Raw genomic sequence first — 15,014 nt, 5'->3', positions numbered from 1 at the left:
TGGCCCGACTGTGGAAGGAGGAGCGCCCACCTGGTCTGCGCGCGGGGTCAGCGTCTGGCAAGTCATGTGGCCGCAACGAATTGAGCGCCGCGACTCTCAGCAGCGTGTGCCACAGTGACGCAAAAGGCAGGATGCTGCCCGGGTGCCAAGTCAGTTTGGCCGGCTCCATGTCGGCTATCCATTCGCGCCATTGCGCCGCAGGCGGGGAGCGACGGCGGTCACCACGGCCATCAGGGCCTTGTGGCCGCAGCCTGCCACGATGTTGCGCCAGGAGCTGGCCGACGTGACATCGCCCGGGTCTGCTCCGCCGGCTATGCGCAGCAGTGCGTGCCGAGTGGACTGGGCGACCGTCTTCATCGGAAACTCGATGGGGCCCTCGTACTTGGCCGGCAACTCGTCCTGCATCGCCTGCATGAGCCCTGCGGCCTGGTCGGCCATCCTAAAGCCGGCTGCCCATGCCGTCGGCGCCAAGCCAGCAGTGAACGAGACGCCTGAACGCTTTGGCCATTCGGTGCCATGGTCATAGCCGGACAGCACGAAGCGCAGCTCGTCGATGTCGCGAACGCCGTGGAACGGCTCGGCAGCGAGCATGAACCTGGCGGCCACGTGTGCGCCACCGGACATGGCCATGCCGACCGGCTCGTCGAAGAACTGCAGCGAGGCGATGGAAAAGACGCACAGCCGTATGCGTTCCTTCTCGAGAAGGCTGTGCAACTCAACCAGCCAGAGCCATTCGCGCTGCGTCATCCCTTGCGCCTCGTCGATGACCAGGACCAGAAAGCGGCCGCCGCCCTGTGAGGCCAGTTCTGCCCAGCGCTCCACGAGCATGTGCTGCCGGTCCAGCGGGCTGCGTGCGGCCTTGGCAAGCGGATGTCGACTGGCGTGCAGCAAGTGCGCATGGAAACGCCCGACAGACTGCGACCCTCCCGAGTCGGTATGGCTCCAGATGACGAGAGGCACGTGTCCGCCGTAGCGCTCCGACAGCAATGACTGCAGCCAGTTATCGACGGCGCTGGACTTCCCGAAACGCGATGGTCCGAAGATGGTCGCGCCGTCCACCTGGTCATCGAGCCAATGCCCCATGGTCTCGACCATCTGGGCGATGGCCGGTGTGTACAGGGAGTAATCCCGCGTCACCAGCGGGTGGTGTCTTGGGATGTGCTCCGCGATCAGAGGGGCTGGGGTCCAGGCGTCCATCACCAGGTCTTTGCCATGTGCATGGGCGGCAGCTTGCGAGCCGGCTTGGCGGCGGCCGCCGAGCTCTCGGTAGGCGCGGCCGCTGCCTTCTTGGTGTGCGGCGGCTCGGTGACGCTCGGAGGCGCGTCCGACACAGGAACCCTTGCCCGGGCCACCATCGGCTGCTCAGCCAAGGCCTCGGCGTGCTGCTGCAGTACACGCCGCGCTTCCAAGTAGGCGGGATGAACGGGCAACTTTTTGCCTTGGGAGCCTTCGGCGTACCGAATGAGCTCCTCGACAGCATCGCACTGGCTAGTGAGGTGCACGCGCCGGTTCTTGTCGAGTGCGCGAATGGCCCGCCGCATGTAGAGGGTGTGTGGCGACAGATGCCATGGCGGCGCCGCGCGCACCGCTCCGAGGAACTCCCCGCCTTGCGTCGAGACGGTTGCCCACCGAGCGTCGTCTTCGTCCTCGATGTGTAGCCAAAGCAGCTTGCCGAGCAGGTCGGTGCGCTGGCAGAGCCACTCCGCTGAGTAGCGAGCGTTTTCGAAGTGAAAGTACGGCCGGCGGCCGGTGTCAATGCCGCCTTTGACGGTGCACAGCTTTCGGATACCGACCATGCGTCGAACTTCGCCGGCATCGGCCTGGCGTAGGCGCTTTGGCTCGCGGCCGCACAGGAAGTCGAGTTGGGCGAGTGGGCTCCGGTAGCCAAGACCGGAGTGAGGTGTCGCGTTGTAGTTGGCAATGAGCGTGTCGAGCAGTTCCTCGGCGTACTCGAACTGGAACTGTGTCGCCGCCGCGGCGGCGTCCGGGTCGGCTCCCTGCTTGTCCTTCGGCTTGCTTCCCGTGGTCGGAGAGAGCCGGTGGAAACCGCCTTTGGCGAGCTGGCGGAAGAACGATTCGATAAACGGCCGGTCGTCCTTGCTGCGTCGGCTGGAATAGCTTGCAGGGTCCTGTGGTTTGAGGATGGTCGAGCCGACAACCTCGCGCAGCTGGCGCTCGACACGGTCGCAGATGTTGGCCATCGCGCCGTCGACGCTGAACTCATCCCAACAGGCGCCGACATAGCGCTCGTGGTGGGCCGAAGGCAGTGCCGCCCCCTCTGCGTACGCGCCCTCGCTGAACTGCAGCTCTCTGGGCCTCCAGAGCGTCAGCGATCGCTTGATAGCCCGAAGCACGTCTTCAGCGTTGCACTCAATGTGCAAGCTCAGGTGGTAGCCCAGAACCGCGCGGGACTCAACCTCGATGACGACGACGACCCATAGGCGGTGAATCTTGCGCGGCTCGTAGCCGCCGTGAGGCGACGGGATGAGGACAACCATCCTGGCGTCAAGCTTGTGGGCATCGCATTCCACCCGCTCGAAGACCTTGAGTTGGGGCCGGCCGGTGCCGTCGCCGGCTCGTGCCTTGCGCTCGGCCTCTTTCCCTCCGAGCAGTTGGCGCTGACGCCGCGGGTTCTCGTCCATCACCCTGTCGATGAACTTGGCGATGGTGACGTAGCCCATCTTCTCGACGTTGAAGGGCCATTCGCCACGCGCCTCCAGCCCCGCCGTGCGCAGCTCCTTGATGAACCAGATAAACAGCTCTTGCTTTGGTCGTTTCGCAGCAGCAAGCTTCGGGACTTTGTCGAGAATCTGCTTCCGAAACCTTGCTTCGAGGTCGGCGCCGCCCCGCGACTCGAAGAGCCATTGCAGGGAGCCCACCGTGCCACTACCGGTTGGCCCTTGGACCTGCGGCTGAGTCTTGCGCCGGTACTCTTGAACTCGAAGGAACGGAAGCGCCCCGCGCCAGCCCATAAGGGTTCCATCGGCGTGTGTGGCGAGGCATCGTTCGACAATGAGGCGGTAGACGTTTGAGCGGGGGAGGCCGGTGGCTTCTTTCAACTCGTCCCCGGTGGCGCCGTCCAGGTACATCGTGATGGCCTTGCGCCGTTGCAAGAACTGCTCACGACGCTCGTCCGTGAGGGCGTCTACATCTACAGCGGCCCACGATGCGATGTCAACCTCAAGGTGGCCGCCGTTTCGGCTTCCTATCCTTGCTCGGATTGGCATGACGACGCTCCTAACGGTGCAGCGGTACATCGACATTAGTTGAAATGCCCGGCAAGTTCCAACATTAGTTGCTGCCACGGCATCAATTTCTAGGGGGTACGGACGGGCCGTCTCCTGGGCGCAGGGGCCCTTTAGGTAGCATCAGTTTTAGTTGTGTCAACGATCGCCGCCTTCCCTTGCAGAAAGCCTGGAAAGACCCGCAGCACGGCTGCCGCTGGGCTCCAACGGTTTTAGATTTGACATAACGAACATTGACACGGTATTGCCCAGTTGGCAGGATTGCAGATGCGACACTGCACGCGGTATTTGCGCCAAAGACAGCGTTGGGAGTTGGCATGACGGGTGGATTTGCAGTGCGCGAGCGGCGTGGTTTCCTGGTTACGGCCTGTGGCAACGAGATGTCCGTGGCTTGCCGTGGTTCTGCCTTGATCCTGCGGGTCTGCGCATGCTGAAGACGCGTCTCTTGCCTGCGGGCCCGCTGATGGGTTTTGTTGCGGCGGTGTTCGCGTTGGTCGCGGTCACGCTGGTCTCGTTTCGGGCGCTGGAGGAAAGTCGCTACACGGCTGACCGGCTGACTCGGTCGGCCGAAGCCATCTCGCAACTGCAGGAGGTGCTGTCGGTGTTGAAAGACGCCGAAACCGGTCAGCGCGGATTCCTGCTCACTGGAGACGAGTCTTACCTGGCGCCGTACAACGATGCCCGCGCCCGGGTTCACGCAGCCGTCGCAGAAGCTGGGCCCTTGCTGGGAGACAGCGAGGTTCATCTGCGTGGGCTGGCGACCCTGCAGCAAATCACCACGGACAAGCTGGACGAACTGGCCGAGTCGATTGCGCTGAAGCGATCCGGCCACGCTGACCAGGCCCTGGCCCTGGTGCGCACTTCGCGCGGCAAGGCGGCGATGGACCAGTTGCGCGAGACGATTTCGTTGATGCAGGCCACGGAGCGCCAGGCCTTGGCCGAGCGGCAGCTTCGCTGGCGGGAGGCTCAGCAATTTGCGTCACTTGCCACCTGGGTGGGAGCCGGGCTTCTGCTGGCCTTGATCGGTGCGGCGGCAGTCAGTTCGTCGCGAGAATTCCGGGCCCGCGAGCGCGAGTCCTGGGTGCGTGATGGCCTGGCCGGTCTCGGTGCCGAACTGCAAGGCGAACTGCGGTTGGAGGTGCTGAGTGAAAAGGTCCTGGCCTACCTGGCCCTGTTGCTGAATGCCCAGGTCGGTGCCATTTACGCGCCGGAGCCGGATGGGCGCTTTCGCCGCCTGGCCGGCCATGCCCTGCCGCTTGCCGAAGGCCACGCAAGTGCCTGGCGACCAGGTGACGGTCTGGTCGGCCAGGTTGCCCTGGACCGGCGCCTGCGCCATGTGCGCGAGGTGCCGGCCGGCTATTTCCCGGTGACGTCGGGCACCGGGCAAGCCGACCCGCGGGAGTTGGTGGTGCTGGCGGCCGAGGTCGACGGCGATCTGCAGGCGGTGCTGGAATTGGGATTTTTCCGCCGCTTGCAACCGACCGAACTGGCACTGCTGGCGCGCGCTTCGGCGCTGCTGGGCATGGCCTTGCGTTCGTCTCGCGACCGCACGCAGTTGGAGCAATTGCTGGAAGAAACCCAGCGCCAGGCCGAGGAACTGCAGGCCCAGCAAGAGGAGCTGCGCGTCAGCAACGAGGAACTGAGCGAACAAGGCCGCGTCTTGCAGGCGTCGCAGGTGCAGTTGGAATTGCAGCAGGAAGAGCTGTCCCAGACCAATGCGGAGTTGGCCGAGCAATCCCGTGCGGTGGCGCAGCAGCGCGACGCGCTTGAACAGGCGCATGCGGTGCTGTCTGAAAAGGCCACCGAACTGGCCCGCTCGAATCAGTACAAGAGCGAATTCCTGGCCAACATGAGCCATGAACTGCGCACACCGCTGAACTCCTCGCTGATCCTCGCCAAACTGCTGGCCGACAACAAGCGCGGCAACCTGACCGAGGAGCAGGTCAGGTTTGCCCAGACCATTTCCGCGGCGGGCCATGACCTGCTGGAACTGATCAACGACATCCTGGACCTGTCCAAGATCGAGGCCGGTAAGGTCGAGGTTTTCAACGAGCCGCTGGCGCTTGCCCCTGCTGTCGATTCCTTGCTGAAGATGATGATGCCGCAGGCCAGGGAAAAGGGCCTGGCCTTGACGGCGAAGATCGAGCCCGACGTGCCCGAGTGGCTGGAGACCGACGGGCAGCGGCTGCGTCAAATCCTGAAGAACCTGATGTCCAACGCGCTGAAATTCACCGAGCGCGGCGAGGTGAAAGTGGCGTTGCGGATGCAGGGCGAGCAACTGGCCTTCACGGTGCAGGACACCGGCATCGGGATTTCCCAGCAGCAACAGCGCGTGATCTTCGACGCGTTCCGCCAGGCAGATGGCAGCACCCATCGCAAGTATGGCGGCACCGGGCTGGGCTTGTCGATTTCGCGTGACTTGGCCCATTTGCTCGGTGGCGACATCGAGGTCAGCAGCACGCCTGGCCAAGGCAGCGTGTTCACATTGACCTTGCCGCTGCAAGCACCCGCCCGGTTGGCCACTGCCCTACCCTTGCCACGCCTGCGCCAGCCTGGGCCGGCGACGCCGCCGCCGGCAGGCGAACCCCTGGACTTCGCGAAAGCCAAGCCGGATCCGCAGGTGTCGGTTCAGGCTGACGAGCCGAGCGACATGGCGGTCGACCACGAGTCCGGCCAGGCGCGGCGCATCCTGGTGATCGAAGACGACGAGCGGTTCGCAATGATCTTGCGGGACCTCGCTCAGGAGATGGGCTTTGCCTGCATGGTCGCGCAGTCCGCCTCAGACGGACTGGCGCTGGCGCGCAAATACAAGCCGAGCGCGATCTTGCTCGACATGAACCTGCCGGACCGCTCGGGCTTGAGCGTGCTGGACCAACTCAAGCGAAGCTCGCAGACCCGGCACGTGCCGGTGCACGTGGTCTCGGTGGCCGACTACAGCCATGAAGCGCTTGCGCTGGGCGCGGTGGGTTACGCGCTAAAGCCAGTCAAGCGAGAACAGCTGGTGAGCGCGCTGCAGCAACTGGAAGCCACGTTTTCACAGCGGGTTCGCCAGGTGCTGGTGGTCGAGGACGACGCCCGGCAGCGCGACAGCATTCGCCAGCTGTTGGCCGCAGACGAGGTGCAGATCACCGATGTGGCGTCGGTCGGCGAGGCGCTCGCCCAGCTGCAGGCGGAGCGGTTCGACTGCATGGTGATGGACCTGAACCTGCCGGACGGTTCTGGCTTTGAGCTGCTGGAGCGCATGGCGGCGACGCAGTCGCAGCAGCCCTCGCCGCCTGTGATCGTCTACACCGGCCGTTCGATCAGCCGCGACGAAGAGCAGCGGCTGCGCAAGTTCTCGAAGTCCATCATCATCAAGGACGCGCGTTCACCCGAGCGCTTGCTGGACGAAGTCAGCCTGTTCCTGCACCAGGTCGAATCTCATCTGCCGCCGGAGAGCCAGCGCATGCTGCAGGCCGCCCGCGACCGTGACGCGACCTTGGAGGGTCGCAAGATCCTGATCGTCGAGGACGACGCGCGCAACATCTTTGCCCTGTCCGGCTTGCTTGAACCTAAGGGTGCCAAGGTGGTGATCGCCCGCAACGGCCGTGAAGCGCTGGATGCCTTGGCCAGCGCCGATCTGCCTGGCGCCGCTGATGGTGACGGTCCGGTCGACCTGGTGCTGATGGACATCATGATGCCGGAGATGGATGGCTACGAGGCGATGCGCGAGATCCGCAAGCGCCCGGCCTGGCAGAAGCTGCCCATCATTGCGCTGACGGCCAAGGCCATGCGTGATGACCAGGAGAAATGCCTGGCAGCTGGCGCCAACGACTATGTGGCCAAGCCACTGGATGTGGACAAGCTGCTGTCGCTGATCCGGGTGTGGATGCGCGGCTGAAATGGGTGTCCACATCAGCGGCGTTGCTGCACGCTGCTTGGCCCGGCATACCTGCCGGGCCAAGCAAAAGCACCGGGCTAAAAATGAACTAACGGCATGTCTTTTTTTCGAAGCTGACCTCAGGCTACAAGCAAGCCGCGCCGTCTGCCGTTAGTTCATTTATAGTTGGGCATGCCTTCCCTGCCACTTTCCGACGATCAGACGTCAAGCCAAGACGCTGATGCAACCTGGGCACGCTGGACAGCCCACGTCCAAAGTCGAGGTCTGCTGTCAAAGCCCGCATCGCTGGCGGTCTACACGCACATGTGGCAATCGTTCGCCACATGGCTGCAAACGCAGCACATCCGCTTGCCGGACCTGAATGTTGCGCAGCTTTCGCGATTCCTGGACGAGCGCGGACGCGACTCGGAGCTCAGCCCGAGGCATGCCTGGCGCATGGTCAGGCTGATTGACCGGGTGATGCAATTCGAGGCGATGCGGCAGGCCACGCCTCCAAACAATGCGTGCGCAGACCTGCTCGCGCGCCGCCCAGACATCCAATATGCCAACGCTAGCCAGCAAGACGGACTGCCGGAGGCGCTGAGCGCCCAGGAAGCCGCCGCCCTGCTGCGCTGGCTGTCGCCCGGCGAGCCGGAGACCGCCGCCAGATCTTCGGCAACCTGGAAAGAAATGCGCATACGCGCGGCGATCGGCCTGCAACTTGGCGCAGGTCTCACGCCGGGCGAGATCAGGGCGCTGGAACTGCGCCACGTGCAGCAAGCGGTAGCCGACTCGGCGGTGCCACGGCGCCCCACCGCGCTGACATTGCCCGCCAACGGCAATTCGCCGGCGCACACGGTGCAGTTGAACGGCTGGCCCGCACGATTGCTGGACGAGTGGCTCACGCTGCGCAGCGAGTTTTCATTTCCCGGCAGCATGGTTTTTCCGTCGACCCGTTCAGCCGGTGCGCCATGGGGCAAGGTGGCGCACTACGAGGCCGTGCGAAAGGCACTGACGGCCGCGGGCCTTGGCCAGGTCGACGGAGGCTCCTACCGCTTGCGCCACACCTATGCCTTGCGGCAGTTGCGCCGAGGTGTTGCGCCTGCAGAGTTGTCAAAGCGGCTCGGCGTGACCGACCCCGACGTGATGGACCGTTACCAACGCCTGCTGGCCAAACGTGAGGAAAGCCAGGTAGAAGAATTCGAAAACTCTTACAATGCCCGGCTCGACGCATGGTGAAGCGGAGGCACGACCCGCGACACCATCCGGCGCGCTGGGTTTTCCAGGCATCGTGGCCCGCTGCCCTCACCTGCAGCCGCCCGTCACCGACCGGCCCTGAGCCATCCCCGGTCACCAAGCCTGTTCACCCCGCGCTGGCGCCGTCGGGCCGCGTTCGGTTCGCCGCTTTTGCCGGTAGGCCGACCGTGAATGGTCTTCCGCGTTGCGCTGCAAGGCGCCATGCGTTTCCTGCCCTCGCGGCTCGTGCGCCGACGCTGTTGCCGCTGCCCTCGAGCCGAGGCTTGGCCAGCACCTTTTGTCATCAGGAGTCCCTTTGGCCAAAGAAGAACTGATCGAGATGCGTGGCGTCGTCAATGAAGTGTTGCCAGACTCGCGCTTTCGCGTGACGCTGGAAAACGGTCACCAGCTGGTGGCCTACACCGCCGGCAAGGTCAAGAAAAATCACATCCGCATCCTTGCCGGGGATGCCGTGTCGCTGGAGCTGTCGCCATACGACCTGAACAAGGGGCGCATCACCTTCCGCCACATCGAGCGCACCGGTGCTCCTATGGGCGGCAACAGCCCACGTCGCCGCTGAGCTGTCTGCCCCTCGCGGCAATTGGCTTGATCAAGGGAGGGCGCTGCCCAGCCCACCGTCGGGTTCGTCGTTGACACCTGCGGTTCATGCCTTCCGAGCGACGGTTCGTCGCCTGTCCGTCGCAAGCGGCGCGCACGCTCCCTAGAGTCCAGCCTGTTGAACGCCCGCTGTGTGCGTTGACCACTGGAACCGGAGCCCCGCCATGCCGCTTGCCCAATCCCCGCTCTTCCTTCCCCGCCTGACCGGCCTCGGCCTGGCGCTCGGCATCACCACCGCCAGCCTCTGGGCCCTGGGATCGGAAGCCAACCGGCAGCACGAAGAACTGACGCAAGCCCAGTTCCAGCGCAGCACGGTGGTCGCCCAGAGCTGCAGCCTGCAGCCCTCGCGTGGCCTGCGCAGCTGATCGGGAGACCGCCCAATGCCGCTGCTGATCGCCTTCTTGCTGTGGTGCCTGTTGTGGGTGCTGTGCTGGCCCGTGGCGCTGGCGCTGTTGCTGGTCGCCCCTTTGCTGTGGCTGCTCAGCCTGCCATTGCGCCTGCTGGGCGTGGTCGTCGGCGCCATGTTTGCGCTGCTACGCGCCTTGCTCTACCTGCCAGCGCGGCTGCTGGGCCACAAGCCCTGAACCTGCCTGCGGTGCCCGGAAAAGACGCCGATTTCAAGGTCTGACCTGCGCTTTGGGCACCAGGCCGCTTGTGCTACCGTGGCACACCCCTTGAGCGACGCTTGGCCTGCAAAAGGCCGGTGCGCAGCACGGGCATGCTTCGAATGCCACTGTGACCGAGCTGTCCATCGCCATCGCAGCCATTGTCGGCACCCTGCTTGGCATCTTGCTGACGCTGGTCGTGCTGTGGGCATGGCGGCATCGGCGCTGGCGGGCCATGCGGGACCGCCACGGCGCGCGCCGCCGCCAGCAGCTCTCGCAACTGCGCGAAACCGCGCTGGTTGCCGCCATCGCCCAAGGCTCCTCTGACCTGATCTTCGCCAAGGACCTGAACGGCCGCTACCTGTTGTTCAATCCTGGTGCCGGGCGCAGCTTTGCGCGCAAGCCGGAAGACGTGATCGGTCGCAACGACCTGGAACTCTACGGCCCTGAGCGTGCGGCCGAACTCGCGGCTCAGGACGCGCAGGTCCTGCGCGAACAGCGCAACATCGACTTCGAGCGAAACTGGCCGGACAACCGCTTTTTCAGCGTCACCAAAGGTCCGTTGCATGACGCGCATGGTCGCCTGATCGGCCTGTTCGGCGTGCTGCGCGACCTGACCGAAAAGCGTCAGTTGCAGCACCTGGCCGAGCAGGAAGCCGAACTGCGACACGCGTTGCTGGAGCAGACGCAGGACGGTGTGGTCGTCTTGACGCCAGAAGGTGGCGTGTTCCAGGCCAACGAAAGCTTTGCCCGCATGCTGCGGCGCTCGCGCGAAGAGGTCGCCCAACTCCACCTGTGGGACTGGGACGTGGAGTGGACCCGCGAACAGGCCCTGGCGGCGCTGGCGAACAAACAGCCCAGCCACCCGCTGCTGGAAACCCGCTGGCGGCGGGCCGACGGCAGCCTGCTGGACGTCGAGATCAGCGCCAGCCCGACGCATACCGGCGCCCGTGCGCTCGTGCTCTGCACCTGCCGGGACATCACCGAGCGCAAGCGCCTGGCCCAGGCGCAGGACCAGCAACGCCACCACCTGGAGCAATTGGTGACTGAGCGCAGCGTGGCACTGGAGCGCGCAGTGCACGCGCGGCAGGAAAGCAACCAGTTCCTGCAGACCATGACCGACAACATGCCGGGTGCCGTCAGCTACTGGGACCGCGAGTCGCGCTGCCGCTTTGCCAACAAGGCCTACGCGCAGTGGATGCAGAGCACGCCGGCCCAACTCATCGGCCGGCATGCCGACGACTTGCTAGGCGAGCAGATCGCCGGGGAAACCGACCCCTGCCTGCAAGCTGCGCTGCAAGGCGAGGCTCGCCAGATCGAACGTGCACTGGTGGGCGTGGACGGCCAGATCACCCAGACCTGGACCACCTTCACACCGGACCTTCACGCCGGCGAAGTCCGCGGCGTCTTTGTCGCCTTCCATGATGTGACCCAGCTCAAGCGCACCGAACGCCAGCTGCAGCAGCTCAACCGCGAACTGCAGCAGGCCCGCGACCGCGCCGAAGCCGCAAGCCAGGCCAAGAGCGCTTTCCTGGCCAACATGAGCCACGAAATCCGCACGCCGATGAACGCCATCATCGGCATGACCTACCTGATGCGCCAGGACCAGCGAGACCCTGCGCTGCTGCTGCGGCTGGACCAGGTCAACCATGCCGCCCAGCACCTGCTGGCCGTCATCAGCGACATCCTGGACCTGTCCAAGATCGAAGCCGGCAAGCTGGTGCTGGAGGAAACAGACTTCTCGCTCAGCGCGATGCTGGAGCGCATGAGCACGCTGGTGGCCGAACACGTGCGTGCCAAAGGCATTGCGCTGAAGCTGGAAGTCGAAGGCCTGCCCGACGGCTTGCGCGGCGACCCGACACGGCTGTCACAAGCCGTGTTGAACCTGCTCAACAACGCCAGCAAGTTCACCGAGCACGGCAGCATTACGCTGCGCTGCAGCAGCCTGCCGCTGCCACCCGACCTTGCCGCGGAAGCTGCGAACCAGGCCGGCCACGGCCACAACCCGCCCTTGCTGGCCTGCTTCGAAGTCTGCGACACCGGCATCGGCATCGCGCAGGACAAGCTGGCCAACCTGTTCCAGGCCTTCGAGCAGGCCGACGCTTCGACCACCCGCCGCTACGGCGGCACCGGCCTGGGCCTGGCCATCACCCGCCGGCTGGCCGAGCTGATGGGTGGCGAGGCGGGCGTGGACAGTGAACTCGGCGTGGGCAGCCGTTTCTGGTTCACCGCACAACTGCAGGCCAGCGTGCCCAAGGCCAACGGCCGACTGGCGCTGGCCCGCGACATCACAGCCGACGAAGACCCCGCACAGTCAGCCGAAGTGGCCGCCGCCACCGAAGCGCTGCTGAGCAGCCTGCAGGGCCAGCCGCCCACGCCAGCCCTGCCTGCCGACACAGCCGCGGACACCCCGGACAAGCAGCTGCGCCAGCGCTTCAGCGGCACCCGCGTGCTGCTGGCTGAAGACAACCCGGTCAACCGCCTGGTCGCAACCGAGTTGCTGAGCGCTGCCGGCCTTGTCGTCGACAACGCCTGCGACGGTGTCGAGGCGGTGCAGCGGGCCGCCGAACAGGACTACGCGCTGGTGCTGATGGACGTGCAGATGCCCAGGCTGGACGGGCTGGAAGCCACGCGCCAGATCCGCCAGCTGCCAGGCCGTGCGCACTGGCCCATCGTCGCGATGACGGCCGGTGCATTCGCCGAAGACCGCGCAGCCTGCCTGGCCGCCGGCATGGACGACCACGTCGCCAAGCCGGTGCAGGCGCACCAGCTTTACGAGACGCTGCTGCGCTGGCTGGGCCTGGCCGCCGTGGCCTGATCGGCGCATCAGTTCGCCGGCTTGTTGCCCGCCATGCCGAACTGCCACAGCAGGAAGCTGTAGATGTCGGCCTGCTTGCTGTAGCCCTGCGCGGCCGTGCTGCCCACACCATGGCCGGCCTGGCCGTCCAGGCGCAGCAGGATGGGCTTGCCGCTGCTGGTCGCGGCCTGCAGGCGCGCAGCGGTCTTGGCGCTGTGCCACACGTCCACACGCGGGTCGTTCAAGCCGTGGATGAACATCACCGCCGGGTAGGCGGTGCCATCCTTGACCTGGTGGTAGGTGCTCATCTCCAGCAGCGCCGGGAACTCGGCAGGGTTCTTGGCCGAACCGAACTCGGAGATGTTGGTCACGCCATTGGCCGACTCCTCGGCCCGCACCGCGTCCATGATGCCAACGTCGAAGATCGCCGCCGCGAACAGGTCCGGCGCGCTGGTCACCGAACGGCCGACGAAGATGCCGCCGGCGCTGGTGCCCCAGACGCCCAGCGTCTTGTTCGACGCATAGCCCTGGTTGATCAGGTAGCGCGCAGCCGCCACGCCGTCCTTCCAGGTGTTGGGCTTGGTGGCCTTGAAGCCCGCGCGGTACCAGGCGTCGCCGAAGGCACCGCTGCCTCTGGCATTCACGAAGGCCAGCACGCCACCGCGCTCGAACCACGCGTAGGCACGCGGATCGTAGGTCGCCTCGATCGAAAAACCGTAGGCGGCATAGCCCACCAGCAGTGTCGGATTGCTGCCGTTCAGCATCAGGCCCTTGCGGTGCAGGATGGCCAGCGGCACCTTTACGCCGTCATGGCTGGGCACCATCACCTCGGTCACCACCAGCTCGGGCACGCCGGCCGGCTTCTGCGAATCGCGCAGCCCGGTGTTGCGCACCTTGCCGTGGCCGTCGGCCAGCAGGATGGTCGCGGGCTCGGTCCAGCTGCTGGTGGTCAGCAGCATGTCCGAGTAAGCATGCGCGGGGTCGCCACCCAGGAAGGTCGATCCAGCCAGGCCCGGGGCCATGTCGCTGGTCTTGCCGCCAGCATGACGCAGCGTCCGCAGCGTGAAGCCCTGGCGCTCTTCGGTATAGATCGCGTCCCGGCCCAGCGCGAACGCTTCCAGCACGCCGGTGGCCGGCTCGGGCACCACGGTGCGGGCGTTCGCCAGCACCGGCTTGGCCAGGTCCAGCGCCAGCACGCGGCCACGCGGCGCGCCTTCGTAGGTGCGCAGGAACAGCTGCTTGCCGCGCAGCTGCACGTCGGTGATCTTGTCGTCAAAACCGGAGACCCGTTGCCACGACACGGTCTTGGCTTTCAGCGAGGCCACCGGCGCGATGAAGACCTTGCCCTCGGGCACCGTGGTGTCGGTCGTGCGCGCCACCATGTAGGCGCTGCCGGGGCTGAAGAAGACATTGCCCACGTCCAGGCGGTCCAGCTTCAACTCCGGGTTGACCAGCGGACCGAACAAGGGCCGCGCGGCGCTGGCCATGTCGCCCACCTTCAGCAGGAACACCGTGCTGTCCATGTAGGCTTCGGTGTCGGGCGCGCCGGCCGGCAACTCGCGGATCTGGTTGTAGGTCAACGCCTTGCTGTCGGGCAACCAGTGCACGGCGGACTCGTGCACCCGCGGCACCGGCGCGCCGACCGGCTTGCCGCTGCGCAAGTCCATCACGTACAGCGAAGCGTCTTCCGAGCCGCCGGCCGAGATGCCGTAGGCCAGGTAGCGCCCGTCCCAGGACGGCACGAAGTAGTTGATCGCATGCGGCACGCCGCCGGCCGCCTTGGTCAGCGCTTCCGGGTCCACCAGCACCTTCTCGACGCCACCCAGCCCTGTGCGCAGCACCAGCTTCAACTGGTTCTCGCCGGCCTTGCGCTTGAGGTAGTAGTAGCGCTCTCCCGGCATGCGGACAACGCCGCGCACCAGGTCCCCGGTGGCCTGGGCCAGCATCTCGATGCGCTGCTGGATCTCATCGCGGACAGGAATCGCCGCCAGCTGCTCGGCAGCGTAAGCGCCTTGCGCCTTCAGCCAGGCCTGCGTCTCGGGCGACTTCAGGTTCTCCAGGTTGCGGTACGGATCCGCGACGTCCACGCCGTGCAGCGTCTCGGTGACCGCCTGGCTGGGGGCTGCTGGCGGGGTGACCGCCTCCGCGGCCAGGCCCAGGGAGAACAAGCTGGCGGCCAGGATCAACTGGCGCCGCCGTGAAACATGGATCGACATGCACGGGCTCCGTGGCGCGAGTGCGCCAAAAACAAAGCGGCGATGTTACGGTGCCGTGTTGCGAAGACCCCTCGCGCGCCTGCGGAATCCCTGCCCCTAGAACCTAAGCGCAGTCTGTGCTAAACGAAGCCAGCGTGCTGGCCAAAAAAAACGACATGCGGCGGCGGTTCAGCGCCTGCTGCATGTCGCAACGACCCCTGTTGGCAGCGCCCCACGTCCCTGCAAGACGCCGCCCCGGGTTTCGGGACCCGGCAGGCCAGCCGAGCAGGTCAGTCCGCTCGCCTGGCGGCCAGGCCGCACTCACGAAAGAAAAACCGGATGAAAGGCTGGCGCGGCGCCAGCCTCGCCATCTCAGTGGATCACGGCGATCTGCTCGCGGGCGTCGCCCTTGTAGGTGTACAGCGTCAGGGCGCCGTTCTTGATGTCGCCCTTCTCGTC

General features: G+C 65.7%; 9 protein-coding genes. 6 read left to right on the top strand and 3 right to left on the bottom strand.

The window, feature by feature from the left end; all coding sequences use genetic code 11:
* Positions 1 to 174: 174 nt before the first annotated feature.
* Both AC3WR5_RS20805 and AC3WR5_RS20800 read right to left on the bottom strand, forming a co-directional pair.
* Positions 175 to 1,197, bottom strand: coding sequence for an AAA family ATPase (locus tag AC3WR5_RS20805; protein WP_492486823.1), 1,023 nt, complete (start codon positions 1,195 to 1,197; stop codon positions 175 to 177).
* A complete protein-coding gene (locus tag AC3WR5_RS20800; protein WP_492486821.1) occupies positions 1,197 to 3,227 on the bottom strand; it encodes a hypothetical protein in 2,031 nt (676 codons plus the stop codon). Before AC3WR5_RS20800 ends, AC3WR5_RS20805 begins: the two co-directional genes overlap by 1 nt.
* Positions 3,228 to 3,672: 445 nt before the next feature.
* Here AC3WR5_RS20800 and AC3WR5_RS20795 point away from each other — a divergent pair, with 445 nt between their 5' ends.
* From AC3WR5_RS20795 to AC3WR5_RS20770, 6 genes are all read left to right on the top strand, one after another.
* The gene (locus AC3WR5_RS20795) at positions 3,673 to 7,125 is read left to right on the top strand and encodes a response regulator (protein WP_492487199.1); all 3,453 of its coding nucleotides are present in this window, start codon (positions 3,673 to 3,675) and stop codon (positions 7,123 to 7,125) included.
* Positions 7,126 to 7,428: 303 nt separating this feature from the next.
* Positions 7,429 to 8,343, top strand: a complete 915-nt coding sequence (locus AC3WR5_RS20790) for a tyrosine-type recombinase/integrase (RefSeq protein ID WP_492486819.1) — start codon at positions 7,429 to 7,431, stop codon at positions 8,341 to 8,343.
* A gap of 313 nt (positions 8,344 to 8,656) precedes the next feature.
* Entirely contained in the window at positions 8,657 to 8,920 is a 264-nt protein-coding gene (infA, locus tag AC3WR5_RS20785) for a translation initiation factor IF-1 (protein ID WP_141284961.1), read from the top strand.
* Between the two features lie 202 nt (positions 8,921 to 9,122).
* The gene (locus AC3WR5_RS20780) at positions 9,123 to 9,323 is read left to right on the top strand and encodes a hypothetical protein (protein ID WP_141284963.1); all 201 of its coding nucleotides are present in this window, start codon (positions 9,123 to 9,125) and stop codon (positions 9,321 to 9,323) included.
* A gap of 15 nt (positions 9,324 to 9,338) precedes the next feature.
* Positions 9,339 to 9,542, top strand: coding sequence for a hypothetical protein (locus AC3WR5_RS20775; RefSeq protein ID WP_141284965.1), 204 nt, complete (start codon positions 9,339 to 9,341; stop codon positions 9,540 to 9,542).
* A 151-nt stretch (positions 9,543 to 9,693) separates the two neighbouring features.
* Positions 9,694 to 12,381, top strand: a complete 2,688-nt coding sequence (locus AC3WR5_RS20770) for a PAS domain-containing protein (protein WP_492486816.1) — start codon at positions 9,694 to 9,696, stop codon at positions 12,379 to 12,381.
* Between the two features lie 8 nt (positions 12,382 to 12,389).
* Here AC3WR5_RS20770 and AC3WR5_RS20765 read toward each other — a convergent pair whose 3' ends face one another.
* Positions 12,390 to 14,576 carry a prolyl oligopeptidase family serine peptidase gene (locus AC3WR5_RS20765; protein WP_492486814.1) on the bottom strand — a complete coding sequence of 729 codons (2,187 nt, stop codon included), beginning with the start codon at positions 14,574 to 14,576 and terminating at the stop codon, positions 12,390 to 12,392.
* Between the last annotated feature and the right edge of the window lie 438 nt (positions 14,577 to 15,014).

Source organism: Ideonella sp. FW305-24 (assembly GCF_058788035.1).
The sequence above is the reverse complement of the archived record's forward strand: the minus strand, read 5'-3'. Positions and strand labels throughout refer to the sequence as shown.

Coding starts and splice junctions, on each gene's coding strand:
- AC3WR5_RS20805 (WP_492486823.1), bottom strand. CDS start 1,197: ATGGACGCCTGGACCCCAGCCCCTCTGATCGCGGAGCACATCCCAAGA.
- AC3WR5_RS20800 (WP_492486821.1), bottom strand. CDS start 3,227: ATGCCAATCCGAGCAAGGATAGGAAGCCGAAACGGCGGCCACCTTGAG.
- AC3WR5_RS20795 (WP_492487199.1), top strand. CDS start 3,673: ATGCTGAAGACGCGTCTCTTGCCTGCGGGCCCGCTGATGGGTTTTGTT.
- AC3WR5_RS20790 (WP_492486819.1), top strand. CDS start 7,429: ATGTGGCAATCGTTCGCCACATGGCTGCAAACGCAGCACATCCGCTTG.
- AC3WR5_RS20780 (WP_141284963.1), top strand. CDS start 9,123: ATGCCGCTTGCCCAATCCCCGCTCTTCCTTCCCCGCCTGACCGGCCTC.
- AC3WR5_RS20775 (WP_141284965.1), top strand. CDS start 9,339: ATGCCGCTGCTGATCGCCTTCTTGCTGTGGTGCCTGTTGTGGGTGCTG.
- AC3WR5_RS20765 (WP_492486814.1), bottom strand. CDS start 14,576: ATGTCGATCCATGTTTCACGGCGGCGCCAGTTGATCCTGGCCGCCAGC.